General features: G+C 34.6%; 25 protein-coding genes. 15 read left to right on the top strand and 10 right to left on the bottom strand.

The annotated features are described in order from the left end of the window. Positions 1-91: 91 nt before the first annotated feature. Positions 92-1195 (top strand): lactonase family protein, encoded by a 1104-nt coding sequence (locus tag UH1x_RS07530; RefSeq protein ID WP_482626013.1) that lies wholly within the window; start codon positions 92-94, stop codon positions 1193-1195. Here the strand turns inward: UH1x_RS07530 and trxA are convergent. The 5 genes from trxA to UH1x_RS07505 form a co-directional block, all read right to left on the bottom strand. After that, the gene (gene trxA / locus UH1x_RS07525) at positions 1192-1488 is read right to left on the bottom strand and encodes a thioredoxin (RefSeq protein WP_482626012.1); all 297 of its coding nucleotides are present in this window, start codon (positions 1486-1488) and stop codon (positions 1192-1194) included. The genes UH1x_RS07530 and trxA overlap by 4 nt on opposite strands. Before the next feature lie 44 nt (positions 1489-1532). Beyond that, on the bottom strand, positions 1533-2222 hold the full coding sequence (locus UH1x_RS07520) for a DsbA family oxidoreductase (RefSeq protein ID WP_482626011.1): 690 nt from the start codon (positions 2220-2222) through the stop codon (positions 1533-1535). 136 nt (positions 2223-2358) lie between these two features. After that, the gene (locus UH1x_RS07515; protein WP_482626010.1) at positions 2359-2838 is read right to left on the bottom strand and encodes a c-type cytochrome; all 480 of its coding nucleotides are present in this window, start codon (positions 2836-2838) and stop codon (positions 2359-2361) included. A 158-nt stretch (positions 2839-2996) separates the two neighbouring features. Further along, positions 2997-3959 carry a YheT family hydrolase gene (locus UH1x_RS07510; protein ID WP_482626009.1) on the bottom strand — a complete coding sequence of 321 codons (963 nt, stop codon included), beginning with the start codon at positions 3957-3959 and terminating at the stop codon, positions 2997-2999. Positions 3960-3984: 25 nt separating this feature from the next. Further along, positions 3985-4959, bottom strand: a complete 975-nt coding sequence (locus tag UH1x_RS07505) for an NAD(P)H-dependent flavin oxidoreductase (RefSeq protein ID WP_482626008.1) — start codon at positions 4957-4959, stop codon at positions 3985-3987. Between the two features lie 122 nt (positions 4960-5081). Between UH1x_RS07505 and UH1x_RS07500 the strand changes: the two genes are divergently transcribed. Beyond that, positions 5082-5555, top strand: coding sequence for an acyl-CoA thioesterase (locus UH1x_RS07500; RefSeq protein WP_482626007.1), 474 nt, complete (start codon positions 5082-5084; stop codon positions 5553-5555). A gap of 113 nt (positions 5556-5668) precedes the next feature. Then, positions 5669-6286: a GntR family transcriptional regulator gene (locus UH1x_RS07495; RefSeq protein ID WP_482626006.1), complete on the top strand. Its 618-nt coding sequence runs from the start codon at positions 5669-5671 to the stop codon at positions 6284-6286. Here UH1x_RS07495 and UH1x_RS07490 read toward each other — a convergent pair. Together UH1x_RS07490 and UH1x_RS07485 are read right to left on the bottom strand one after the other, a co-directional pair. Then, positions 6283-7185 (bottom strand): DMT family transporter, encoded by a 903-nt coding sequence (locus UH1x_RS07490; protein ID WP_482626005.1) that lies wholly within the window; start codon positions 7183-7185, stop codon positions 6283-6285. The genes UH1x_RS07495 and UH1x_RS07490 overlap by 4 nt on opposite strands. Then, positions 7182-7535 carry an arsenate reductase family protein gene (locus UH1x_RS07485; RefSeq protein ID WP_482626004.1) on the bottom strand — a complete coding sequence of 118 codons (354 nt, stop codon included), beginning with the start codon at positions 7533-7535 and terminating at the stop codon, positions 7182-7184. The genes UH1x_RS07490 and UH1x_RS07485 overlap by 4 nt, the downstream gene beginning before the upstream one ends. Before the next feature lie 135 nt (positions 7536-7670). On the opposite strand from UH1x_RS07485, the gene UH1x_RS07480 reads away from it, so the two are divergent. Continuing rightward, positions 7671-8132, top strand: a complete 462-nt coding sequence (locus tag UH1x_RS07480; RefSeq protein WP_482626003.1) for a DinB family protein — start codon at positions 7671-7673, stop codon at positions 8130-8132. Here the strand turns inward: UH1x_RS07480 and UH1x_RS07475 are convergent. After that, positions 8129-8872: a DUF3298 and DUF4163 domain-containing protein gene (locus UH1x_RS07475; RefSeq protein WP_482626002.1), complete on the bottom strand. Its 744-nt coding sequence runs from the start codon at positions 8870-8872 to the stop codon at positions 8129-8131. The genes UH1x_RS07480 and UH1x_RS07475 overlap by 4 nt on opposite strands. Positions 8873-8956: 84 nt before the next feature. Between UH1x_RS07475 and UH1x_RS07470 the strand changes: the two genes are divergently transcribed. From UH1x_RS07470 to UH1x_RS07455, 4 genes are all read left to right on the top strand, one after another. Further along, positions 8957-10111 (top strand): cystathionine gamma-synthase, encoded by a 1155-nt coding sequence (locus UH1x_RS07470; protein ID WP_482626001.1) that lies wholly within the window; start codon positions 8957-8959, stop codon positions 10109-10111. 160 nt (positions 10112-10271) lie between these two features. After that, positions 10272-11615, top strand: coding sequence for an NADP-specific glutamate dehydrogenase (gdhA, locus tag UH1x_RS07465; protein ID WP_482626000.1), 1344 nt, complete (start codon positions 10272-10274; stop codon positions 11613-11615). 124 nt (positions 11616-11739) lie between these two features. Next, a complete protein-coding gene (gene recO, locus UH1x_RS07460) occupies positions 11740-12468 on the top strand; it encodes a DNA repair protein RecO (RefSeq protein WP_482625999.1) in 729 nt (242 codons plus the stop codon). Further along, positions 12461-14872 carry a TonB-dependent receptor plug domain-containing protein gene (locus UH1x_RS07455; protein WP_482625998.1) on the top strand — a complete coding sequence of 804 codons (2412 nt, stop codon included), beginning with the start codon at positions 12461-12463 and terminating at the stop codon, positions 14870-14872. Before recO ends, UH1x_RS07455 begins: the two co-directional genes overlap by 8 nt. 52 nt (positions 14873-14924) lie before the next feature. Here UH1x_RS07455 and UH1x_RS07450 read toward each other — a convergent pair whose 3' ends face one another. After that, a complete protein-coding gene (locus UH1x_RS07450; protein WP_482625997.1) occupies positions 14925-15341 on the bottom strand; it encodes a hypothetical protein in 417 nt (138 codons plus the stop codon). A 187-nt stretch (positions 15342-15528) separates the two neighbouring features. On the opposite strand from UH1x_RS07450, the gene ileS reads away from it, so the two are divergent. From ileS to UH1x_RS07430, 4 genes are read left to right on the top strand one after another with little or no spacing between them, the layout of a single operon-like run. Next, on the top strand, positions 15529-18927 hold the full coding sequence (gene ileS / locus UH1x_RS07445; RefSeq protein WP_482625996.1) for an isoleucine--tRNA ligase: 3399 nt from the start codon (positions 15529-15531) through the stop codon (positions 18925-18927). Positions 18928-18930: 3 nt separating this feature from the next. Beyond that, positions 18931-19314, top strand: a complete 384-nt coding sequence (locus UH1x_RS07440; RefSeq protein WP_036157281.1) for a TraR/DksA family transcriptional regulator — start codon at positions 18931-18933, stop codon at positions 19312-19314. 39 nt (positions 19315-19353) lie between these two features. Next, positions 19354-19974 carry a DUF4097 family beta strand repeat-containing protein gene (locus UH1x_RS07435; protein ID WP_482625995.1) on the top strand — a complete coding sequence of 207 codons (621 nt, stop codon included), beginning with the start codon at positions 19354-19356 and terminating at the stop codon, positions 19972-19974. Between the two features lie 33 nt (positions 19975-20007). Continuing rightward, on the top strand, positions 20008-20655 hold the full coding sequence (locus UH1x_RS07430) for a lipoprotein signal peptidase (RefSeq protein ID WP_482625994.1): 648 nt from the start codon (positions 20008-20010) through the stop codon (positions 20653-20655). Between the two features lie 12 nt (positions 20656-20667). Here the strand turns inward: UH1x_RS07430 and UH1x_RS07425 are convergent, their stop codons facing one another. Beyond that, positions 20668-21228, bottom strand: a complete 561-nt coding sequence (locus tag UH1x_RS07425; RefSeq protein WP_482625993.1) for a 5-formyltetrahydrofolate cyclo-ligase — start codon at positions 21226-21228, stop codon at positions 20668-20670. Positions 21229-21717: 489 nt separating this feature from the next. On the opposite strand from UH1x_RS07425, the gene uvrC reads away from it, so the two are divergent. The 3 genes from uvrC to UH1x_RS07410 all read left to right on the top strand — a co-directional run bounded on the left by uvrC (position 21718) and on the right by UH1x_RS07410 (position 26916). Then, complete coding sequence (uvrC, locus tag UH1x_RS07420) at positions 21718-23511, top strand: excinuclease ABC subunit UvrC (RefSeq protein ID WP_482625992.1); 1794 nt, start codon at positions 21718-21720, stop codon at positions 23509-23511. Beyond that, positions 23489-25780: a patatin-like phospholipase family protein gene (locus UH1x_RS07415; protein WP_482625991.1), complete on the top strand. Its 2292-nt coding sequence runs from the start codon at positions 23489-23491 to the stop codon at positions 25778-25780. Before uvrC ends, UH1x_RS07415 begins: the two co-directional genes overlap by 23 nt. Positions 25781-26136: 356 nt before the next feature. Beyond that, the gene (locus UH1x_RS07410; RefSeq protein WP_482625990.1) at positions 26137-26916 is read left to right on the top strand and encodes a DUF3108 domain-containing protein; all 780 of its coding nucleotides are present in this window, start codon (positions 26137-26139) and stop codon (positions 26914-26916) included. The last annotated feature ends 4 nt before the right edge of the window (positions 26917-26920 follow it).

Raw genomic sequence — 26920 nt, 5'->3', positions numbered from 1 at the left:
GAACAATTCTTTAATACATTTATTGATTTTAATGCAAGATTGATTTTTCTCTTTATGGAGTGGAGTTTTAATAGATTAGAGTATCGGAAATATGAATAGTAAAGTAAGTTTGCTTATCGCAATTATCGGATTGATTATTTTAAACAGTTGTAAGGTGGAAGAGTCTAAAAACGAAGAGGTCCTTTTCGTAGGAACGTATACGGATAATGGTAGCGAGGGAATATATAAATTCAATTTAAACTTAGGTACTGGTGAATTGACAAACCAAACTTTAGTTGCTAAGATTAAAAACCCATCTTACATATCATTTTCTCCGGATAGAAATTCTTTATATGCCGTAAGCGAAGTAGATGATTATAAAAAGGACGATGGGTCAATTACCACATATAGAGTAAAGGATACTTCTCTTATATATGTAGAAGAACAATCTACACATGGCGCTAACCCATGTTTTGTAGGTGTTAGTAAAGATGGCAATCTAGTGGCAGCAGCAAACTATTCTGGTGGTAATGTGGCAATATATAATACGTTGGAAAATGGAAATCTAAAACCTTCTCCACAAATTATAGATCATAAAGTTTTAGATTCTACTAGGAAAGCTCATGCACATATGGCATCGTTCTTAAACGGAGAATTAATGGTGTCTGATTTAGGTCTTGACCGAATAAAAAAGTACACAGCGTCCAATAATAATTTTGTTCAAAGCGATCAAAAAGAGTTAGTGGTTGCGGAAGGTGCCGGACCAAGACATTTTGTTGCTTCTAATGATGCGGAATTTCTTTATGTAATCAATGAATTAAACTCTACTGTTACCATGTTTCAGAAAGAAGATGGCAAGTATTATGGTAAGCAAACGTATGATACTGTAGCATCAGATTTTGAAGATGAGAGTTTTTGTGCCGATCTTCATTTATCACCAGATGGTAAATTTCTATATGGAACAAATAGAGGGGAGAATACAGTAGTAATATTCAAGGTTGATGATACTACCGGAAAATTAGAATTGGTAGGTAGAGAGTCTGTTAAGGGCGATTGGCCAAGAAACTTTACTATTGACCCTACTGGTAAATATGTACTGGTAGCAAATCAACGTAGCAACAATATTGTTGTTTTTAATAGAGATGCAGTAAATGGCACTCTAAGTTTTGTAAGCCAAGTTGATTTGCCTAGTCCAGTATGTTTAAAATTCTTTTAATTAGAATTTATAATTTGTATTAAGTCATTTTTTGGCACTACACCGGATTGTCTCCAAACCTGCTTTCCATCTTTAAAAAGAATCATAGTAGGCACACCTCTAACTTGGTATTGAGATGCCAATGTTTGATTTTTATCTACGTCAATTTTTACGACTTTAATAGCGTCTCCTAAATCGGTTTTCACGTCCTTTAGAATAGGAGCTAGCGTTTTACAAGGTCCGCACCAGTCAGCAAAAAAGTCTACTAAAACCGGAGTGTCCCCTTTAATGATATCAGAAAATGATGCTTTCATATCTTTTATTTTATAATTAATAATAATTTTTAGCTAGTATTAAATTAGCAAATTCCTGTAGAAGGATCACAACTATCACCCGTAGCAATTATTTTTAATGGCGCTACTTGTTTAAAAGCTTCTAAAAAAGCTGCAGGTGGTTGTGCACCACTAATACCGAACTTGTTATTGATAATAAAGAAAGGCACACTGTTGACACCGCGTTGCTGGTAATGCGCAATTTCTTGTTTTACTGCATAGGCAATAGCGTCGTCATTTATAACTTTTTCTGTTTTTTCTGCCGTCCAATCATATTCTGCCATAATAGAGCTTAGAACGGAAACATCGTTTAAATGAAGATTTTCATCAAAGTATGCTTTCATAAAACGTTCTTTAAGAGCGTCTTTAAAGCCTTCTTCACCTGCCACATGTAAAAGTTGATGTAACGGTAGTGTATTTACCGCCAACCATTCCTTTCCAAAGTTGAAGTTGATACCTTCTTCTTTTCCGCTTTCTTCTAAACGTTTCGTCATTTCCAGAGGTCCGTCTACACTGCCAAATTTATTGGTAAGGTAAGTATCCCTGTCTAGTCCTTCCTTTGGTATATTTGGGTCTAGTTGAAAAGGGTGCCACTCAATTTCTATCTCGGCGCCATCCCATTCTTTTATTGCTTTTTCTAATCTTTTCTTACCAACATAACACCATGGGCAAGCAACATCAGAAACTATATCTATTTTTATTTTATCGTTTTGCATATATCAATCATTTAATACCTAATTGGTCGTAAAAAGTAGAAAAAACATACTTTATAAAATGACAATGAGTAATAGGTAAAAAGAAAACCCTTTCATGTTCATGAAAGGGTTTTCAGTATTAGGTTGGCGTTTAACTTTAAAGCGTACGTAAGTATTCTGCTAAGTTACGAGCATCCTCTTCATTTAAATTCTGATTAAGCATAATTGCATTGTTGTATTCTTTCAATAATGCTTTAGCAATAGGATCTTCTTTCAACATTTTATCAGGATTGATAATCATGTTCATTACCCATTCTGGACTTCTACGTTCGTAAACACCTTTTAATGCCGGACCGATCATACGTTGCTCCGCCATATGGCAAGCTGTACAAATTGCTTGAAATTTTTCTTTACCTGCAGCGGCCATTTCTTCGTTTACTGCCTCGTCAAAAGTAACACTGGTTATTGGACCAACACCTTTGTTATCTAAATCAACAGGAACGCCTTCACTTGCCGTTTCTTTTTTAACTTCTTTTTTGGTTCTGTTCATTTCAAAACCATCTTTTTTCTCTTCCTTCTTCTCACCACAACTAATGATCATTGTGCTAAGAGCTAATAAAGTGAATAATTTGCGCATACGTTACTATCTTTTAAGTGTTGTCTGTAAATTGAGCAACTAATATATGAATTTTTGCGGGTTGAAGTATGTTTTAATACGTATGTAGTTAAGTTTTTAACTAATAACTTTAAGTAAGTAACAATTTGTGCGAGCGATTTTATATTTGTGCGCTAACCTTAGTTTATGTTATCTAAAAATTCTAATGTACGCTGCTCCGCGTAGGTTAAGTTATTGGTGCCGTAGAAACCAACATGACCACCATATTTAGGCATTTCAAGGAAAAGATTACTGTGGTGTTTAGCAATTTCTATAGGATAACACTCGGACCCTAAAAAAGAATCGTTTAGTGCGTTAATTATTAGAGTAGGTACTTTGATCTTGTCTAAGAACTGAAGACTGCTACTTTTGGCATAGTAGTCCATTGCATCTTTAAAACCGTGTGCTCTACTGGTATAAAAATTATCAAAATCTTTAAGTGTTTTAATGTTTTCAATATCTGTATCAGAAATAAGGTCAGGAAATAATTCTTGCTTTAGCTTCAGTTTTTTTATGAGATTTCCCTTAAACCGTTTCGCATAAATCGCATTTTTAAACTGAAGTAACTGTTGCAGTGAATCAGCTAATTGGCAAGGCACTGAAATGGCAACTGCTCCTTTAATTTCTGTAGCCCTTTCTCTTTTTTCACCTAAATATTTTAAAAGTAGGTTGCCACCAAGGCTAAAACCATGAAGGTAAATACTTTGGTATTCATCTAAATTTAGAACATGTTCAATAACCGCTTGTAAATCTTCGGTTGCTCCAGAGTGGTAAGATCTAAATAGTTTATTGGCGGTACCGCTACATCCTCTTAAATTAATGGCGCAAACGTCATAGCCAGATTGTGTTAAAACTTTAGCACTACCTTTTATATACGCTCTCTTTGAACTTCCTTCTAGACCATGGATTATGATAACTAATTTTTGGGATGGAGATGAAGCATAGCTCCAGTCCGTGTCTAAAAAATCAGAATCTGGTAGGGTGATACGAATGCGTATTTGCTCTACATCGGCTACTTTTCTAACTAAACCGGAATATATGGTAGATAGGTGTCCGTTCTTGAAAAACAATGGCGGATCATATGTAGAGTCAATTAAAGGCATCTATTTGTAAAAGCTAAAATGATATTTACTTAGGGTATGTTTCCAAAACTTTAATTTGCTCTTCTATAGCCTCTTTAAATTCCGTTTTTAGATGGGATACTAATTCAGTAACAGCTATAGAATCGTCAATGAGTGCAGAACCTTGACCTGCAGACCAAATGGTTTTCCAAGCTTTGGCTTCAGTATTCATTTCTTTTCCAAAATCAATTTTCACATCTTTCTTGAGGTCTTCTTCTGTGATACCCGCAGCTTTTAAACTAGCACCTAAAAAATTGGCGTGTACACCAGAAATTGAAGCAGTATAAACCACATCGCTGGCACCTGCATCAATAATCATTTGTCTGTATTCAGGGGTGGCTTTGCTTTCATTTGTATTTATGAATCTGGTACCCATATAAGCTAAATCAGCACCCATTTGTAGGGCAGATGCAATGTCTCTACCCGTACTAATACAACCAGAAAGAAGAATAGTCTTATGGTAGAATTTCTTTATTTCAGCAACCAATGGCATTGGGTTGATCGTACCTGCATGACCACCGGCACCGGCAGCAACAAGTATTAATCCGTCCACACCGGCTTCGGCTGCTTTCTCTGCATGACGTTTTTTAATAATATCGTGAAAAACCAATCCACCATAACTGTGAATAGCATCTACTACTTCAGAAACAGCACCTAACGAAGTAATGATCAATGGTACTTTGTGCTTAACACATAATTTTACATCTGCTTCTAATCTTGGGTTTGTTGCATGTACAATTAAGTTTACACCAAACGGAGCAGCTTTCTTCCCTGTTTCTTCCTCAAAGGTCTTTAAGGCAGATTTTATTTCAATAAGCCATTCTTCAAAACCTTCGCTAGTACGTTGGTTCAATGCAGGAAAAGTACCAACTATGCCATTTTTACAACACTCAATAACCAATTGTGGTCCAGAAATTAAAAACATTGGTGCTGCAACTGCAGGCAAGGATAACTCTTTAATGAATGCGGGTTTATTTGACATAGTGATGTAAATTTTGAACGTGATTTAAAAATAACGATAAAAAACGATGTTCTTTAGTTCTTACATTTCAAAACTATGGTATTTTTATAAAGTATTATGCATGCATAGCAAAAAATATTAGAATGTATACAAAGGATTTTGAAGTACGGTGGAGTGATATTGATGCAAATCGTCATTTGGCGAATTCTGCGTTTGTCAACTTTATGAGCCACACAAGATTGGCTTTTTTAATGGAACTTGGTTTTGATCAAAAGACTATGGTGGACTATAAAATAGGTCCCGTGGCATTCTATGAACATATGTATTATTTTAAGGAAGCCTTCTTAGGAAATAAGATTAAAGTTTCTTTGGATATAAAGGGGTTGAGTGAAGATGGAAAGTTTTTTGAATTCAATCATGATTTTTATAATGAAAAAGGAGAGAATATAGCGCGTTGTGAAATGATGGGCGCTTGGATCAATCTAAAATCAAGAAAACTAACGGGTCTAGCAGAAGAATTGTTGTGTAAATTTAGTGACCTTGAAAAAGCGGATGGTTTTAAGATTTTGACCAAAGAAGACACAAGGCGGTTTTTGAAAATTCCTAAAAATATATAAGAATTGTAATGTTAAATACTTTATTTTTAAATAATCCAATGAATTACAGTTAGTACCCCCCCCTCTTTGACTGTTAAGTTATAATAACCAATCAATACTAACATTTACGTTTAATGGTCAGCCTACCAGAAGAAATTTTTAAAGATACCTACGGTAAAGTAAAAAAGTTGATTGTAACCAAAAAATTGGTTCCAGGTCAGCTCATTACCGAACATAGGCTATCACATACCTTAAGTGTTACGGATAATACCGTACCGGTAGTTTTACTGCAATTAAAAGAAGAGAGTCTTTTAGTGGGTAGTTTAGACCATGGTCTTTCTGTTAGAGAATTGTGTGAACAAGAAATCACAGAATTGTTTGATTGTAGAATTGCCTTGGAAACCATGGCGGTAAAATTATTTACACGCAATGCCCCACAATCTAAAATTGACGATTTAAGAAGTCTTTTGGTACCATTTGAAAGTGGACCAAAAAACGAATATGTGTTCTATAAAATTGACAGATATTTTCACGAGTATATTGTTAAAAATTGTGGTAATAGAACGTTATATCAAATGTACAAGTCGGCTAAAATATTGTCATTTATGGACTTGGTAGGTTTAAATAGACCTTTACATGTAATTTTGCAAGAGCATCTTGATTTGATTTCTGCTATGCATCACCGTGATGAAATAAAAGCTGTTGAAGTGTTGACCTTGAATTTAGAAAACGCAAAGCAATCGCATATTTAATTCTCTTGTAATTGTCTTTTAGGTTTTTTGCTAGAAAGATACACGCCAACCAATACAAAACAAGCGGCAACAATTTTCAGGGTTGTAATAGAATCTTGACCTGTAAGAACTGCATAAGCTATACCTAGTAATGGTTGTACGTAAACAAAGGCGCTTAATGTAGAAGCTTTCAATTGGGTGAGCGCAAAAATATTGAATAGGTATGTGCAAAAGGTGGTTCCTATAATTACAAAGCCAATTCCAAAATAAGCTTCAAAAGGTAATGTGCTCCAAGAAATTTCCATGAATTCTTGGTATCCAAAAGGAAGGCAAATGAGCACACCTAATGAAAATAACCATTTCATAAATGTAAACGGATGATATTTACTGATTAGCACTTTAACAAGTACCAAATAAGACCCATAAAACATAGAATTCAAAAAAATCAGAAAATTGCCAAGGGGAATATTGGGAGCGTCTTGTCTAACTTCAGCACTAAATAATATGAGACCTAGTGCACCTAGCAGGCCTATTGTAATACCAATGATTTTTCTACTGGAAATTTTTTCTTTTAAAATGACCGCAGACAGTATTAGTACAATAATTGGTGAAGTTGTAATCAATACCGCACTATTAATTGGAGTTGAAAGCGATAGGCCTTTAAAGAAAACCAACATGTTAAAAGCCATGCCCAATAGCGCACAAACTAGCATTCTAAGATAATCTTTACGGTCAATACGTTCTTTTGGTCCTAAAGGGGAGATCAACCAAAATAAAATTGCAGCACCTAGAACTCTAAGAATAATAAACCCAAAAGGTTGCACATAATGGGGCATAACCCCTTTTGCAATGGTGTGGTTTAAAGCATATATTGTTGTAGCTCCAATAGCGGCAAATATGGCCAACAGTCTTTTACTCACGAATGAATTGCCGTTTTAGCGGTTTCAACCACTTTTTTGCTATTACCAATAAAAATTTGGTCACCAACAATGATCACTGGTCGTTTTAAAAAAGTGTATTGTTCTAAAATCAACGCTTTAAAATCGTCTTCAGAAAGGTTTTGTTCTTTAAGGTTACGCTCTCGGTATAAAACAGCTCTTTTGCTGAATAGTGCTTCATAGCTTTTAGATAGCTTATGCATTTCTTCAAGTTGAGAAGTGGTTATTGGTTCTGTTTTTATGTCTTGAAGTTCAAAATCAGAAAGAGGTTGCAATTCTTTAATGATACGTTGGCAAGTAGAACAAGTGCTTAAGTGATATATTTTTTTCATGGGTATGATTGTAAGGAAGATGCTTTTTAGTCTTTCCGAAAGTAAAACACCTTTATTTAATGTATACTTTGGAAATACAAAGAAACCTAAATATCATTAATTGTGCTATTTTTACCAAGCATAAAATGTGAAATGATGACTGAGAATTTATTTGGTATAATGTTACAAAATCGTAAAAATTTACATACGATATTAACAGAGACTCCTAAAGAAAAACTGCTTCAAATACCTGAAGGATTCAATAACAATGTTTATTGGAATATAGCTCATACCGTAGCAACGCAACAACTTCTTATCTACAAGTTAAGTGGTTTACAAATGCGAATTCCAAATGAGCTGGTGGCAAAGTTCGCGAAAGGTACAGTGCCAGATGGTACAGCAACCGAAGAAGAGATGATGGTGGTAGCGGATTTTTTAATTTCTACGGCAGAATGGCTTGTTGAAGATTACAATACGTCACTTTTTCAAACATTTAACGAGTATACCACAAGTGCACGAGTTACACTGAAAAATGTTGATGATGCAATAGTATTTAATTTGTTGCACGAAGGGTTACACCTTGGGCAGATTAGTCTTTTGTTAAAACAATTGTCTTAAGTTTTACTCGGGTACTTTAAAAAAGTATTTGCTTCTTCATAAGGTATGGTCAATATAATTGGACCATCTGCAAAAGATGCTATTTCGTACGGTTCATAAAATAGGAGTAGTCCATTTTCTGTATACCCCATATTATCGGGTAAATAAAAACGCTCTGTTTCGAACATAAAACCGGTGTCGTTTATAGAACCTTCTGTGGGTATGCTTTCTTGTTTTCTAAAAAGTGTTTCGGCATACGTTTTAAAATCGTCTAAGCTGTTGAACAAATCTTCTTGGTATAACTCTTTACCGCTAATTTTATCAAAGTTGAGAAATCGGTTGGTGCCGTAGCCATGAGCGCCACCCGTATAAATGTAAGATGCTAGTTTAATGGTGATGATACTGTCGTTTTCAAAAGTGATATTCCCTTCAACAGTAGCTTCCCAAGGCATGGATTCTTCTGGAAATTTTCCGTTTACCTCCTCATAATCATCTAAGAATGTCTCTTTTGCTTCTTCGAGGTTTTGTGCATTACTCTCCTCATAAAAATTTAGTAATGCTATAATTTCACCTTCTAAGGCATCGTTAATGGTTTTGCTAAGTTTTGTTGCTCCGTTCGCTTTTGGAATTTCTATACGTACAGACGTACAATTCTCACAAGAATCCGTTGCAATAACTAAGGGTTCAAAAGAAAGAGAGTTCTTGTTGTTACAGGCAAAAAATAAAAAACAAAGGAGTAGGCAGGTAAGCTTAGATTTCATGGAGCGATTAGATTTAATGTAAAAATACAGCTTCATTGTATTCCCCGAAAGATAACTATACATTTGTGTAGTAAATACTTAATTATGGCTTCTAAAAACTCAAAATTTAATACCAAGACCATACATGGAGGTCAGCAACCAGATGAGGCTTATGGAGCGGTTATGCCACCAATTTATCAAACATCAACTTATGCACAAACTACACCAGGAGGACATAAGGGGTATCAATATTCTAGAAGTGCCAACCCAACCAGAACAGCTTTAGAAAATTCATTGGCAAGTATTGAAGGGGGAGAATATGGTTTAGCTTTTGGTAGTGGCATTGCGGCAATAGATGCGGTCATTAAATTATTGGCGCCGGGAGATGAAGTAATTTCTACAAATGACCTTTATGGAGGAACGTATAGAATATTCAAAAAGATTTTTGAAAAATTTGGTATTGTTTTTCATTTTGTAGGTATGCAAGGAACAAATGCCGTGCGAAAACAAATAAATTCAAGGACAAAATTAATTTGGGTAGAAACACCAACTAACCCAATGATGAATATTATAGATATTAAAGCGATAGCTGCTTTAACTGTGAATACTGAAATTTTGCTGGCGGTAGATAATACATTTGCTACCCCATATTTACAAAAGCCTTTAGAATTGGGTGCAGATATAGTTATGCATTCCGCTACCAAATATCTTGGTGGTCATAGCGATACCGTTGTTGGGGCTTTAGTGGTAAAAGATAAAGAATTGGCAGAAAAGCTCTATTTCATACAAAACGCAAGTGGTGCCGTTTGTGGGCCTATGGATAGTTTTTTGGTTTTACGAGGAATAAAAACGCTGCATGTACGTATGCAACGACATTGTGAAAATGGAAAAGCAATAGCAGAATATCTTAAAAACAATCCTAAAATTGAAAAAGTATACTGGCCAGGTTTTGAGGATCACCCTAATCATCTTATCGCAAAGGAACAGATGAAAGATTTTGGAGGTATGATTTCATTTGTGCCTAAAGGAGGTAGTTATGAAGATGCGATTAAGATTGTAGAAAAGTTACAGGTATTTACGTTAGCAGAGTCTTTAGGTGGCGTAGAAAGCTTAGCCGGTCACCCTGCAAGTATGACCCATGCAAGTATTCCAAAAGAAGAACGACTTAGTAGTGGTGTGGTAGATGCTTTGATAAGATTAAGTGTTGGTATTGAAGATGTTGATGATTTAATTGAAGATATAGAACAAGCGATAGGATAATGGCCTAAATGTTAAATTAAATGTAGCAAGTATAGGTAGTTTGTTGTCAAAACAACAATTTTTATCGAATTTTAAAAAAATAAGCAATCAAATTACACAAATAGCATAATTTTGACGTTATATTTTGAAATCAATAATTTAAATAAGTTTAAATAGCTTTATGGAGAATAAAATAAAAGCATTTATGGACGAGGTTATTTCCAGAAATGGACATGAGCCAGAATTCATTCAAGCGGTGCAAGAAGTTGCAGAAACAGTTATACCATATATTGCAAGTCAAGACATATATAATGGTAAGAACATTCTTTTAAGAATGGTTGAGCCAGAGCGTTTAATTTCTTTTAGAGTTGCTTGGGTAGATGATGATGGTGAAATTCACGTTAACCGAGGTTATAGAATTCAAATGAATTCTGCTATTGGACCATATAAAGGTGGTTTACGTTTTCACCCTACCGTAAATGCAAGTATCTTAAAATTCTTGGCTTTTGAGCAAGTATTTAAGAACAGTCTTACAACATTACCAATGGGTGGTGGTAAAGGTGGTTCTGATTTTGATCCTAAAGGAAAATCTGATGATGAGGTAATGCGTTTTTGCCATGCCTTCATGTTAGAATTAAATAGACATATTGGTCCAAATACAGATGTGCCTGCTGGTGATATTGGTGTTGGTGCTCGTGAAATAGGATTCCTTTTTGGTATGTACAAGAAGATTAGAAATGAGTTTACCGGTGTATTAACAGGTAAAGGACTTTCTTGGGGTGGTTCCAAAATTAGACCAGAAGCAACAGGTTACGGTACTGTATATTTTGCACAAAGTATGTTGAAGACCAAAAACGAAAGTTTTGATGGTAAGACGGTAGTAATTTCTGGATCAGGAAATGTTGCACAGTACGCTGCTGAAAAAGCAATTTTATTAGGTGCAAAAGTGGTAACACTTTCAGATTCTAGTGGTTACATCTACGACAAAGATGGTATTAATGATGAGAAGCTTGCTTTTGTAATGGACCTTAAGAATAATAGAAGAGGTCGTATTTCTGAATATGCGGATAAATATCCATCTGCAGAATTTCATAAAGGTAAAACTCCGTGGGACGTAAAATGTGATATTGCATTACCATGTGCTACTCAAAATGAATTGGATCAACAAGATGCTAAAAACCTATTGAAGAATGGTTGTATGTGTGTTGCAGAAGGCGCAAATATGCCTTGTAATACCGATGCTGTTCATGAATTCAATAACGCAAAAATATTGTTTGCACCTGGTAAAGCTTCAAACGCTGGTGGTGTGGCAACATCTGGATTGGAAATGTCTCAGAATTCATTAAGAATTAGCTGGACCCGTGAAGAAGTAGATGAGCGTTTAAAAGATATTATGGAAGATATTCATGATTCTTGTATTGAATTCGGTAAAGAAGAAGATGGTTTCTGTAACTACGTAAAAGGAGCTAACATTGCTGGTTTTGTTAAGGTTGCAGACGCAATGCTTGCACAAGGGGTAATCTAGAAAGTAGATTAGCTAAAGCATATAAATTTGTAATGCGAGGTTCTGTAGTAGAGCCTCGCATTTTTTTATACCTTTTCATTACCAAACTTCAATCAACTATCTTTGTTGAAACAGATGTTATAATATGCAGGTAACCACAAAGGCGATAGTATTTTCTGCACTAAAATATGGGGATACAAGCCTAATTGTAAAAGCCTTTACAGCATCTGACGGAATTAAATCTTATCTATTACGTGGTGTGTTGTCTTCTAAAAAAGGGAAATTAAAGACTGCTTATTTTCAGCCTTTAACTCAGCTAGAGATTGTAGCCAATCACAAAAACAAGGGTACTTTAGAAACACTGAAAGAAGCAAAGGTATTCTATCATTACCAAACATTATATGCAGATATGGCTAAAAACGCCATGACCCTGTTCTTGGCAGAGCTATTGAGCAATAGTATTCGTGAGGAGGAAATGAACGAAGATTTGTTTCATTTTCTAGAAGCATCATTACAATGGTTGGATATACACAAAGATGTTGCTAATTTTCATCTCTATTTTATGTTGTCGTTGACACGGTATTTAGGTTTTTACCCAGATGTATATCAGATGGATAGGCCTTATTTTGATTTGTTAGAAGGTGAATTTGCTGCAGTGGAATCATTGAATCCTATGTTGAGAGGCGAAAATATTTATTATTTCAAGACCTTATTGGGCACAAATTTTGATGCAATGCATACCGTAAAGATGAAAAAAGCCAATCGCCAAGAATTACTGAAATCCCTAATACTTTATTTTGAATTGCATTTACAGGGGTTTAGGAAACCAAAGTCGCTTGCCGTTTTAAATGAAGTTTTCAATACATATGTATAAGTATTTATTTATAGCACTTTTTTTATGTTGTTGTCTTGGAAATGCTCAAGAGATTGTCATTTTAGATGCCGATAATGGAGAAGAGATTTCTAATGTTGCCGTATACAATAAAGACAAATCTAAGATTGCTTTATCAAATTTTGATGGGGTTTTTGATGCTTCTGTATTTATGGGTAAAGAGCGCATCACCTTAAAACATATTGGTTATCAAGAATTTAAAACCACAAAAATACAACTGCTAAGGCAAGGAAAAAGGGCTTACTTGATAATGAAGGCTCAACAATTAGATGAAGTGGTAATGTCGGTTTCTAAATGGGAACAGCAAAAGAGAGATATCCCAAATAGAATAATTTCTTTAGATGCCAGGTCTATCGCCTTTTCAACACCTCAGACTTCTGCAGATTTACTTCAAAATAGTGGTAAGGTCTTTGTGCAAAAAAGTCAAATGGGCGGTGGTAGTCCAATGATACGTGGTTTTGCTACTAATAGGTTATTATTGTCGGTAGATGGAGTAAGAATGAACAATGCCATATTTAGAGGAGGTAATGTCCAAAATGTTATATCCATAGATCCTTTTACCATTAAAAATACAGAGGTCATATTTGGACCGGGTTCCGTTATTTATGGTAGCGACGCCATTGGGGGTGTGATGAATTTTTACACTAAAAAACCAATATTATCTGAGAATGATAGTCTCTTGGTGCATGGTAATGCCAATTATAGGTTTGCATCGGCTAACATGGAAAATACGCTTCATGCAGATATTAATTTAGGAAAAAAAACATGGTCTTCGCTAACTAGTGTGACCTATAATAATTTTCAAGATTTAAGAATGGGATCACACGGTCCAGATTCTTATTTAAGAAATACATACGTACAAACTGTAAATGGTATAGATGAGTTGGTAGTAAATGATTCTCCTAAAAAGCAAGTGCCAACGGGGTATGATCAACTGAATTTAATGCAAAAATTTCTGTATAAGCCTAATGCGAAATGGGATTTAAACTTAGGGGCATATTATACGGAAACGTCAGACTATTCTAGATATGATAGGTTGATAAGACCAACAAGCGATGGTTTGGGTTTGCGTTCAGCAGAATGGTATTATGGTCCTCAAAAATGGTTTATGGGTAATGCCCAAGTACAGAAAAAAGGAAACGGAAAAGTTTTTGATGGTTTAAAGTTAGGTTTGGCATATCAGCATTTTGAGGAAAGCAGAATTAATAGGGATTTTCAAGATGAGATAAGAAATTCTACAAAAGAAAAAGTAGATGCTGTAAACTTTAATATGGACTTTGAGAATAAGAAAATTGGAGATTTTAAGCTGTATTATGGTACGGAGTATATTTATAACAAGGTAAGGTCTACAGGGAATGACTTTAATATTGTAACTGAGGAAAAAACAAATGCGGCTTCCAGATATCCAGATGGTTCTACTTGGCAAAGTTTGGCAGGTTATGTAAATGGGGAATACAAAGCAAAACCTAATTTCACGATCATGTCCGGTTTAAGGTATAGCCATGTTTGGGTAGATGCGGTATTTGATGATACTTTTTATGATTTCCCTTTTGATACAGCAGATTTAAGTACAGGCGCATTAACTGGAAGTTTGGGCTTTAGCTGGTTTCCAAGAGCTAATCTGCAAGTCACTTTAAATGGATCTACAGGATTTAGGGCTCCAAATATAGATGATGTAGGTAAGATTTTTGATTCTGAACCGGGATCGGTAGTAGTGCCAAATCCAGATTTGGAACCTGAATATGCTTATAATGCTGAAATTGGGGTTCAGCGTAATATTAATGATAAGATAATTTTAAAAGGAACAGCGTATTACACTTATTTGGTAGATGCTTTGGTGAGAAGAGATTTTAGTTATAACGGCATTTCTGAAATAGAATATGGCGGTGAGTTAAGTAATGTACAGGCAATTCAAAATGCAGCTAAAGCCTATGTCTATGGTTTTGAATTTGGATTGGAGGCTTATTTGACCGAGCAATGGTCATTATCGTCTAACTTAACATTGACAGAGGGCGTTGAAGAGGAAGATGATGGGTCTGACACTCCTGCACGTCATGCGGCACCAACGTTTGGTGATTTTCATGTGGTATGGAAAAATCAACGTTTACGAACAGATGTATTCTTGAATTATAACGGAGAGATAGCAAACGAAGATTTGGCGGTATCAGAGCAAGCTAAAGAATATATTTATGCAGTAGATGAAAACGGTAATCCGTTTTCTCCATCTTGGTATACTTTAAATTTTCGTTCTCAATATGATGTTTCCAATAATTTTAAGGTCACTACCAGTCTAGAAAATATAACCGATCAGCGCTATAGAACGTATTCATCTGGTATAGTTGCGCCAGGTTTAAATATTATTCTTGGAGTAGGGTATCATTTTTAAACAAAAAAAGACCCGCTATTAACGGGTCTTCTAATATTATAAAAAATGGTTGTTAGTGTTTAACCGCATTTTTTACATCTTCAGCTTTTTGAGCTGCTTTGTCAGCTGCACTATTAGCAGCATCTTTTACATCGTTACCTGCATCTTTTACAGCGTCCATACCATCTTGACCTGCTTTCTTGGCAGCATCCATAGTATCTTCACCTGCTTTTTTAGCAGCGTCCATACCTTCTTGACCAGCTTCTTTTACTGAGTCAGCAGCATCACCAGCAGCATCCATTGCTCCTTCGCCAGCTTCTTTAGCAGCATCCATTGCTCCTTCGCCAGCTTCTTTTAAATCGTCACCAGCATTTTCTAAAGCAGCGCCTGCTTCTTCTGTTGCAGATTTTGCTTTATCAGCTGCATCTCTACAAGAAACAGATAAACTAAGTGCTAAAATTGCTAATGATCCTAAAATTACTTTTTTCATTTTTGTAAACTTAAATGGTTATTTGTTCGTGGTAATATACGTAGAAATTTAACTTTTGGATGTTTATAGCGTTAATAAATTCATTAATACATGGTTTATAGGTATTTCAGTAGGGTCAATACGCTCCTTTTTGATCAAAATTTTATAATTTTGCAGCCTTTTAAACCCAGTACCATAAGCATTTCGTATGAAGTTCACAGAATATCAAGGATTGAATTTACCAAAGGTCGCAGAAGAAATACTTGACTACTGGTCAAAGAATGCCATTTTTGAAAAAAGTATATCTACTCGTGAGGGTAAAGATAGTTATGTATTCTATGAAGGTCCGCCATCTGCAAACGGTATGCCGGGTATTCATCATGTAATGGCTAGGACCATAAAAGATATCTTTCCAAGGTATAAAACCATGAAAGGTTTTCAAGTGAAGCGTAAAGCAGGTTGGGATACTCATGGTCTACCAATTGAATTGGGTGTTGAAAAAGAATTGGGTATTACCAAAGAGGATATCGGAGTTAAAATTTCGGTTGAAGAATATAATGCTGCTTGTAAAAAAGCGGTAATGAGGTATACTGATGTTTGGAATTCCATGACCGAACAAGTTGGGTATTGGGTAGATATGGAAGATCCATATATCACATACAAATCCAAATACATGGAGACGGTATGGTGGTTGCTAAAACAGATTTATTCTAAAGATTTAATATATAAGGGTTATACCATTCAGCCATATTCACCAAAGGCAGGAACTGGATTAAGTTCTCATGAGCTAAATCAACCAGGTACCTACCAAGATGTTACTGATACTACGGTAACCGCTCAGTTTAAAGCGGTAGAAGAAACATTACCGGATTTCTTGCAGAATGAAGGCACCGTTTACTTTTTAGCTTGGACGACCACTCCTTGGACTTTACCTTCTAACACGGCGTTGACTGTTGGTCCTAAAATAGATTATGTTTTAGTTGAGTCTTATAATCAGTATACTTTTGAGCCAATGAATGTAGTTCTTGCCAAGAATTTGGTAGGGAAACAATTCTCAGGTAAGTTCACAGAAGTGTCAGGAAAGTCAGAGTTGTTAGAATATAAGTCTGGCGATAAAAAAATTCCTTTCTATGTTGTAAAAGAATTTAAAGGAAAAGATTTAATAGGTATTAGGTATGAGCAGTTAATGGATTATGTACTGCCCTATGAAAATGCAGAAAACGCTTTTAGAATAATTGCAGGTGATTTTGTAACTACAGAAGATGGTACAGGTATTGTTCATACCGCGCCAACTTTTGGTGCAGATGATGCTTTTGTTGCCAAGCAGGCAGTTCCAGAAATTCCGCCAATGTTAGTGTTGGATGAAAATGCAAATTTAGTTCCTTTGGTTGATTTGCAAGGAAAGTTCAGACCTGAGTTGCAAGAACTGGGAGGAAAGTATGTCAAAAATGAATACTATGATGATGGTGAAGCTCCAGAGCGTTCTATAGATGTTGAAATTGCCATTAAATTAAAAGAAGAGAATAAAGCTTTTAAGGTAGAGAAGTATGTGCACAGTTACCCTAACTGTTGGCGTACAGATAAACCGATATTATATTATCCATTAGATTCTTGGTTCATTAAAGTGACAGATGTAAAGGATAAAATGTTTGAATTGAACCAAACCATAAACTGGAAACCAAAAGCAACTGGTGAAGGTAGATTTGGTAATTGGTTGGCAAACGCTAATGATTGGAACCTTTCTAGATCGCGTTATTGGGGTATTCCATTACCAATTTGGAGAACAGAAGACGGTAAAGAAGAAATTATCATTGGTTCTGTTGCAGAGCTAAAGTCAGAAATGGCTAAGGCAGTTGAAGCGGGGGTGTTGGAAAAAGATATTTATGCAGACTTCATTGTTGATGATATGTCTGATGAGAACTATGATAAAATAGATCTACATAAAAATATTGTTGATCAAATTACTTTAGTTTCCGCATCGGGAAAACCAATGAAACGTGAGAGTGACCTTATCGATGTTTGGTTCGATAGTGGTTCTATGCCTTACGCTCAATGGCATTACCCGTTTGAAAATAAAGAACTTATAGATGAGGGAAAAACTTTCCCTGCGGATTTCATAGCGGAAGGTGTTGATCAAACACGTGGTTGGTTCTATACCTTGCATGCAATTGCAACTATGGTCTTTGATTCTGTTGCATATAAAAATGTAGTTTCTAATGGACTGGTTTTAGATAAGGACGGTAAGAAAATGTCTAAACGTTTAGGCAATGCCGTTGACCCTTTTGAAACGATGAACGAACATGGAGCCGATGCAACTAGGTGGTATATGATCAGTAATGCCAACCCTTGGGATAACTTAAAGTTTGATACTGAAGGTATAGTAGAGGTGAAACGTAAGTTCTTTGGTACCTTGTATAATACGTATTCATTTTTTGGATTGTATGCGAACTTAGATGAGTTTACGTATGCTGAAGCAGATGTGCCAATGGCAGAACGTACAGAGATTGACCGTTGGATTCTTTCTGAGTTGAATTCATTGATCAAAACCGTTGATACGGCTTATGATGAATATGAGCCAACACGGGCTGCTAGGGCAATATCAGAATTTGTTCAAGAGAACCTGAGTAACTGGTATGTGCGCTTGTGTAGAAGACGTTTCTGGAAAGGAGAATATGCTACAGATAAAATTGCGGCTTATCAAACTCTTTATACCTGTTTAGATGTAGTAGCCAAACTTTCTGCACCCATTGCACCGTTTTTTATGGACCGTTTATATTTAGATTTAAATAAAGCTACCGTAAAAAATGGTTTTGAAAGTGTGCATTTAGCAGATTTCCCTGTGGCAGATGAGTCCCTGATCGATGAAAGCTTGGAAGTGAAGATGCATAAGGCACAGGTGATATCATCTTTGGTATTATCTATACGTCAGAAAGAGAAGATAAAAGTGCGCCAACCATTGCAGAAAATTATGATTCCTGTGCTGGATAACAAGGATAGGGAAGAAATTGAAGCAGTTTCAGAATTAATAAAATCGGAAGTTAACGTTAAGGAAATACAACTATTAGATGATGCTTCTGGAATATTGGTAAAACGTATTAAGCCTAATTTCAAGACTTTAGGTCCAAAATTCGGTAAAGAAATGAAGCAAATTGCTCAAGTTGTCAATGGTTTTGATCAGGATGATATCCAAAAAATTGAGCAGGATGGCGAATTAACAATCCAATTAGAAAATAAAAGTATTACTTTACAGTTACAGGATGTAGAAATCTCTTCTCAAGATATTGAAGGTTGGATGGTAGCAACCTCTGGTAAATTAACCGTTGCTTTAGATGTAACTATTAATGAGGAGTTGAGAAATGAAGGAGTTGCAAGAGAGTTGGTGAATAGAATTCAAAATATTAGAAAAGACTCTGGTTTTGAAGTGACCGATAAAATTGCAATTGAAATATTGAAAGATGGTTTTGTTGAGGTTGCTGTAGAAGATAATGTAGATTATATTAAAGCAGAAACATTAACGGCCGAACTAAATTTTGTAGAAAAGTTGGAAAAAGGCATAGATATTGCTTTTGACGAGGTGAACACTAAATTGTTTATTGAAAAATATTAAAATATGGCAGAAGATTTAAAAGTGAGGTATTCTGACAAAGACTTGGCAGAATTCAAAGTATTGATCGAAGAAAAGATAGAAAAGGCTAAAAGTCATTTAGAGCTATTGAAAAGTGCCTATATGAACGATGGTAATAATGGTACCGATGATACGTCGCCTACCTTTAAAGCTTTTGAAGAAGGTTCAGAGACAATGAGTAAAGAGGCGAATACACAATTGGCCATAAGGCAAGAAAAGTTTATTCGTGACCTTAAAAATGCCATGTTGCGTATAGAAAATAAAACCTTTGGTATATGCCGTGTAACAGGTAAGTTGATCAATAAAGAGCGATTAAAACTTGTGCCGCACGCTACATTAAGTATTGAAGCTAAGAATATGCAATCATAATTTAAACGCCTTTAGGGGCGTTTTTTAATAGCTATTATTTTGAAAGTTTCCCTATTATATTTTATGCTTTTTCTTTCTTTTGGTCTAAGTGCTCAGAAGAAGATGTATAGAAATATTTTAGCGGATCATATTAGTTTAATTCAGCTAGATGTTACCAACTGCTTTATTGTTGAGGTGCATACAGGTAAGGGTAATGAAATTAGTATAGAAGCGGAAATGGAAGGGGAGTATAGCCAAGATTTGGATCTAGAAGTTTCAACAAATGGTTCTACTCTTGTTGTTGACACAGGTTTTGCTCCTAATTTTAAAAACCCCAATGATAAGCTCAGTGCCCACAAAGTAATTTCCATTTTATTACGATTAACCGTGCCATCTTATAAGAATTTAGATATCTATGGTACAAATGCCAGGGTAATTCTAGATGGTAGTTATAATGAACTACAAGTGTCCTTAGCTGATGGTACATGTGTGCTGAACAATGTTGTTGGTGATGCGGATATAAAAACTCAAAGTGGGAGTATTAAGGTGTATTCAACAGCAGCTAATATTGATGCCATTAGTAAATACGGAGTGGTTTCTTCCAATATAATACCAGAAGGAAATTCATCATTTAAACTACAAACCGTTACCGGAAATATAGATCTCTCTAAAACCGAATAATATTTATATTTTTGCGCTCATTGATTAAAGCCCATGAACATTAAAAAGTCTGTACTATTTATTCTATTGATATTGATTATTGATCAATGGAGTAAGATTTATATAAAAACCCATTTTGTTTTAGGAGAGTCAGTTGAAGTATTTAGCTGGTTTAAAATTCTATTTATTGAAAATGAAGGTGCTGCTTGGGGTGCAAAACTAAGTGATGTGTTGCCTATATCAGATAATATAGGAAAGTTGGTATTGACTGTATTCAGATTATTTGCCATTTTTGGTATTGGGTATTGGCTTTTTGATGTCATTAAGAAGAAAGCATCAAATACTTTAATTTGGGCAGTATCTTTAATTTTTGCAGGAGCATTGGGTAATATTTTGGACTCGGTTTTCTACGGTGCTATTTTTAATGAAAGTTATAATGAGGTTGCAACGCTATTTTCTGATGAGCCTTACGGTAAATTGTTTTATGGTAAGGTAGTAGATATGCTATACTTTCCTATGGTAGACTCTACTTGGCCAACTTGGATGCCTATGGTAGGCGGACAGAATTTTAGATTCTTCGAGCCTGTTTTTAATATTGCGGATACAGCAATAAGCACAGGTGTTGGTATATTATTAGTTTTTAATAAAAGGGCTTTTAGTAAGGAAGAAGAGATGTCGGCAGAAGATAACCTGAACCTTTAGAGTTACAAGGTTTTAAAAGGAGTAGATTTTATTGGGTGTAATACAATAGTCTAAAGGTATGTCTGTAATATCCACATCATCGATATTGTGTTCAGCTTCAAAGAAAGATAGACCTATTTTTATAACATCATCCTTACATTCACTTAGAAAACGGTCATAGTATCCCTTTCCATATCCTATTCTATTTCCTAACTCGTCAAAAGCTAAAAGCGGAATAAAAACAACATCTAGTTTATTTGGTTCTATAATTATTCCATCCACAGGTTCAGGAATGTTTAACTTGTTGGTGGTGAATTTAGTATTGTCTGTAAGAAGATAATGTTCCAGAGAAGTTTCTGAAATTATTTTAGGTACTATTACATTTTTGTCTAAACCTAATAGTATTGAAATAATACCTTCTGTATCTATTTCAGCTTTTTGTTCTATAGGTAGAAATATATGAAAGTAAAAATTATCCCATATGGGTAACTGCAAAACTGAATTCGCAATTGCAATACTTTGTGAAGATATTTGAGCTTGAGTTAGGGAACTACGTAGTCTTAAATATTTTATGCGTAAATCCTTCTTCAACATTTTGAAGTGATTATAGCATATTGATATTTCAATTTATTCTTTACCTGCAACAGCAAAAAATACCTTGAAAAATAACATTAAAATAAGGTAAGTTCCTAAAGTGATGATATAACTATCCATAATCTAAAATTTGTAAATGAACCAATAATCGTTGTTGTTGCGTTAAAAATAGGTAAAATAATTAATAAAATATCTTTTAAGTGCACTTTTTTCTCGTTGAAATGCACTTTTTTATAATAAAATTAACAGTTTCATTCATATAACGAAACATATATTCAATTAATTGTCTGAAAATCAAAGTTTTAAATATATGGATAAATATTTAAATTATTAATATCATAATATAGGTATGGTTAATTTATTTATAAGTAAAAATTTAAGGTAGGAAAATACCATATTCATAATCAGTTATAAAAGACAGTGTTTGTAATTAACTATGGAGACATATTTTAAAATGGCATTAATAGACTAATTTAGTAGTATTAAATTATGACAGAAATTCCTATAAAAATACAGTTGAGTGCATTGCCTTCGAGTCCGGGGGTATATCAGTTCTATGACAGCAATGACGGTATATTATATGTAGGTAAGGCAAAGAATTTAAAAAAACGGGTTTCATCATATTTCAATAAAAATCATGAATATGGCAAAACGCGGGTTTTAGTTAAAAAGATACGTTCTATAAAACATATAGTAGTGCCAACGGAGTCAGATGCGCTGTTGTTAGAGAATAATTTGATAAAGGAGTTAAGGCCTCGGTATAACGTATTGTTGAAAGATGATAAATCCTATCCCTGGTTATGCCTAAAAAATGAAAGGTTCCCAAGATTATTTCCAACTAGGAGAGTAATTAAAGATGGTTCTGAATATTTTGGTCCTTACACCAGTATGAAAACGGTACGGGTACTGTTAGATTTAATTAAGAGTGTTTATCCGTTAAGAACCTGTAATTATGACTTATCTGCAGAGAAAATTAATGCTGGAAAATATAAAGTGTGCTTAGAATACCATTTGGGTAATTGTAAGGGGCCATGTGAGGGGTATCAATCTATAACGGAGTATGACAGACAAATAGATGATATACGTGAAATTGTCAAAGGTAATTTTAAGTCTTCAATAACTTATTTCAAAAGTCAGATGAAAGCATTGGCAGAAGAAATGAAGTTTGAAGAAGCACAAGAAATTAAGGACAAGATAGATGTTCTAGAGAATTATCAGGTAAAATCAACTATTGTAAACCCTAAAATCAGTAATGTTGATGTATTCAGTATAATATCCGATAATGCTTTTGCTTATGTGAATTTTCTTCAGTTGTCACATGGATCTATAATAAGGTCACATACAATGGAGATTAAGAAAAAGCTTGAAGAAAAAGATGAAGATTTGCTTGAGCTGGCTATTGTAGAAATTAGAAATCGATTTAAGTCGGATTCTAAAGAGCTTTACGTACCTTTTAATATCGCAGTATCGCCAGGTTTAAAAGTAACTGTTCCAAAGTTAGGGGATAAAAAACGGATTCTTGATTTGTCTGAACGTAATGCTAAATTCTTTAGGCAAGAACGTTTTAATCAAATTAAGATTATTGATCCTGATCGCCATACGAATAGGATAATGGCGCAAATGAAAAAAGATATTCGTTTATCTGCTGAACCAAGGCATATAGAATGTTTTGATAACAGTAATATTCAGGGGAGTAATCCTGTAGCGGCATGTGTGGTGTTTAGGGATGGTAAGCCTTCAAAAAAAGAGTATAGACATTATAATATAAAGACGGTTACCGGTCCAGATGATTTTGCGTCAATGGAAGAAGTCGTATATCGTAGATATAAAAGACTTCAAGAAGAACTACAGCCATTACCTCAATTAATTGTTATTGATGGTGGAAAAGGTCAATTATCGTCGGCTTTAAAAAGCTTAGATCTTTTAGGGTTGAGAGGTAAAATTGCAATTGTGGGTATAGCAAAAAGGTTAGAGGAAATATACTTTCCGGAAGACCCTATACCTTTATATTTAGATAAGAAATCTGAAAGTCTAAAAATTATTCAATATTTACGAAATGAAGCCCATAGATTTGGTATTACATTTCATAGAAACAAAAGAAGTAAAGGAGCAATTAATTCTGAATTGGAAGGTATTGATGGTGTTGGTGAAAAAACGGCACAGCAATTATTGAAGAAATTTAAATCGGTAAAACGCATTAAAGAAGCTTCAGTTGAAAGTTTAAGTCAAGAAGTAGGAGTTTCAAAAGCAAAGAAGATATATGAATCTTTTCATAAAAAATAATTTTAGTAAAATACCAATGGTGTTTTCGGTACTCTTATTAAGTGCCAGTTATTTGATTGCTCAAAATAAAGGGGAACAGAATAAACCTAAAATTGGGTTAGTATTAAGCGGTGGTGGTGCAAAAGGCATGGCGCATATAGGTGCGTTGAAAGTTATCGAAGAGGCTGGTGTTGAGATTGATTATATAGGTGGTTCAAGTATGGGGGCTATAGTTGGGGCAATGTATGCGGCTGGTTACACAGCCAATGAATTGGACTCTTTGTTCAAAGCAACTAATATAGGATCATTAATTCAGGATAATTTACCTAGAAGTGCCAAAACCTTTTATGAAAAAGAAGATTCTGAGCGTTATGCGTTGACATTGCCATTCAAGAATTTTAAGGTAACAGTGCCTCCGGCAATTTCTGGAGGTCAAAATATATATAATGAATTTGTAAGGCTGTTGTATCATGTAAAGGATATTGATGATTTTAATAATCTACCTACCCCGTTTGTATGTATTGCGACTGATATTGAAACAGGTAAACAAGTGGTTTTGAATTCGGGCTATTTACCAGAGGCCATTTTGGCGAGTGGAACTTTACCGTCTTTATTTGAACCTACAGTAATTAATGATAAAGTCTTAATTGATGGAGGGGTGGTTAATAATTACCCTATAGACGAAGTCAGGTCAATGGGTGCTGATATTATAATAGGTGTGGATGTTCAGCACGATTTGTCCGATCGTGATGCGTTGTTGTCTGCGACAGAAATTTTGTTGCAGATCAATAATTATAGAACTGTTGCAGATATGGAAGTGAAGTCTAAGAAGACAGATATCTATATAAAACCGAATATAGAAGAATATTCAGTAATAGACTTCAATAGATTGGGAGAGATTGTTAAAACAGGTGAAGATGCTGCAAATTTAAAAATAGAAGACCTTAAGAAACTAGCCACGGGTTATAAGAAAAGTGAAAATTCAATTTCTGTAATAGAGCCCAATGAGCAGTTAACCATTAATAGGTTGTTAATAGATGGTAATACCGATCATACTAGGGGGTATGTAAAAGGTAAGTTGAGATTTAGTCTTGACGAGCCTACTAATTTTAAGAAACTTCAACAGGGCATTAGTAATTTATCTGCAACGGGTAATTTTAGAACTATTAAGTATAAGCTATTGGATAATATGAATGGTGGCGAAGATTTAATTCTACCGCTAGATGAGACTAAAAACACATCTTTTTTACGATTAGGTGCCCATTTTGATGATTTATACAAAAGTGCAGCCCTTATAAACATTACAAAGAAGAGAATACTATCAAAAGATGATGTAGCCTCTTTTGATTTTATATTAGGTGATAATATCAGGTATAATTTCGAGTATTATTTGGATAAAGGTACCTATTGGAGTTTTGGGATCAATTCTAGATTCAATGATTTTGAACAAGAAATTGATTATGCTTTAATAGAAGGGAATTTTGAAGTGGGTACGGGAACAGCACTTAATAGAATTAATTTAAATGTATCTGATTTTACAAACCAGCTTTATATACAAACGGTAGTAAAAGAAGAATTTGCATTTACCGTTGGTGGTGAGTTTAAACATCTACAATATAGTACAAGAACTTTTGGTGACACTCCAGATGTTACTACTCCCGGCACAACATCCAGTAACGGTAGAACATATTTTGAGCGAAGTAATTTCATTAGCGCGTTTGGAGCATTAAAATTAGATACCTATGATGACAAGTATTTTCCATCTAGAGGATTATATTTTAATGGAGACATGCATTATTATGTGCTTTCGTCAGACTTTAATAATAATTTCAAAGATTTTTCCGTGTCCAAAGCTCGTATTGGTATGGCAATGCCAATACTCAATAAGTTATCTATAAATGTAGAAACGGAAGGTGGTTTTAAATTAGGTACCTCAAATGTAACATCGTTCGATTTTCTTCTTGGAGGTTATGGCACGGACTTTATTAACAATTTTGTGCCATTTGTAGGATATGACTTTATTAGTTTGCCAGGTAATAGTTTTGTGAAAGCATATGCTAGACTGGATTATGAATTTGTTGAAAAGAACCATTTGCTATTCAGTGCAAATTTTGCCAATGTAGATGATGATCTTTTTAGAACGGGAGACTGGTTTAAAGCACCAACATATTCTGGCTATGGAATAGGGTGTGGCTGGGAGTCATTTTTGGGTCCTATAAATCTTATGTATTCTTGGACACCAGAAATTGATAAATCTCAATTTTTTGTAAGCATAGGTTATTGGTTCTAACCATATCTGCCATAATCAATAGGGTTAAGAGGTTGTAAGTATGCTAAATTTCTTAATAGTTTCCCAATTATTAATTCCAAGTGTGAATAACTGTTAAGGTTATCCTTAAAGTAAGTTAAACAGTGTTGCGGGTAGAATAATGTGCCTTAAATTTACATCAGCTAAGGGGTGGTTCCCTTACAACTTTAAGTAGTGGTTTTTCATAATTTAAAGTTTGGTTGGTTATTTAGGAAAAGCCCAGTTTTTAAGCTGGGCTTTTTTTATTCAACAATACTTTGGAATAAATTTTGTTTAAGATATTGTAATGAAAGTAATCGAGAACTATCTATTACTATTTTTACATTAAACTACGGACTATGAAAAAAATCTTTTTATTTGCCCTTATCTTAACATATTTTGGTGTCCAAGGTCAAAGTTCTCAATCTGCCTTTAAAACAGGGGAATGGTTGAAATTTAGAATGCATTACGGATTCTTGAATGCAAGTTATGCGACCCTGCAGGTAAATTCTGCTACAATAAATGATAAACCTGTATATCATGTTGTAGGGCACGGTGAAACAACTGGTGTAGCTAGTTGGTTTTTTAAAGTAGACGATACTTATGAAAGTTATTTTGACAAGCATGATGGCAAGCCATATAGGTTTGTACGTAAAATTGATGAAGGAGGTTATACCAAAGATGTTGAAATAAACTTTGATCATAATGCGTCTAATGCAGAACTTAATGATAAGAAAAACAAGAAAAAGCTTAATTTTACATTAGAGAACAATATACAGGATTTAATATCCGCTTTTTATTTTTTAAGGAATAACTATAAAACAGAAGACCTTGAGGTAGGAAAAGCGATTACCCTGAAAATGCTTTATGACGATGATGGTATATTTAACTTTAAACTTAAGTATTTAGGTTTAGAGGTTTTAAATACAAAATATGGTAAAGTAGAATGCTTAAAATTTAGACCACTAGTTCAATCTGGGCGTGTATTTAAAGAGCAAGAAAGTTTATCATTATGGGTTTCGAACGACGATAATCGAATTCCTATTAGAATTAAAGCAGATTTAGCCGTAGGTGCTATAAAAGCAGATATTGATGGGTATAATGGTCTTAAGCATCAGTTTAAAATTATAATGGATTAGACCC

Source organism: Maribacter sp. UH1 (assembly GCF_056839145.1).
This window is presented reverse-complemented; position numbering and strand designations above follow the sequence as displayed.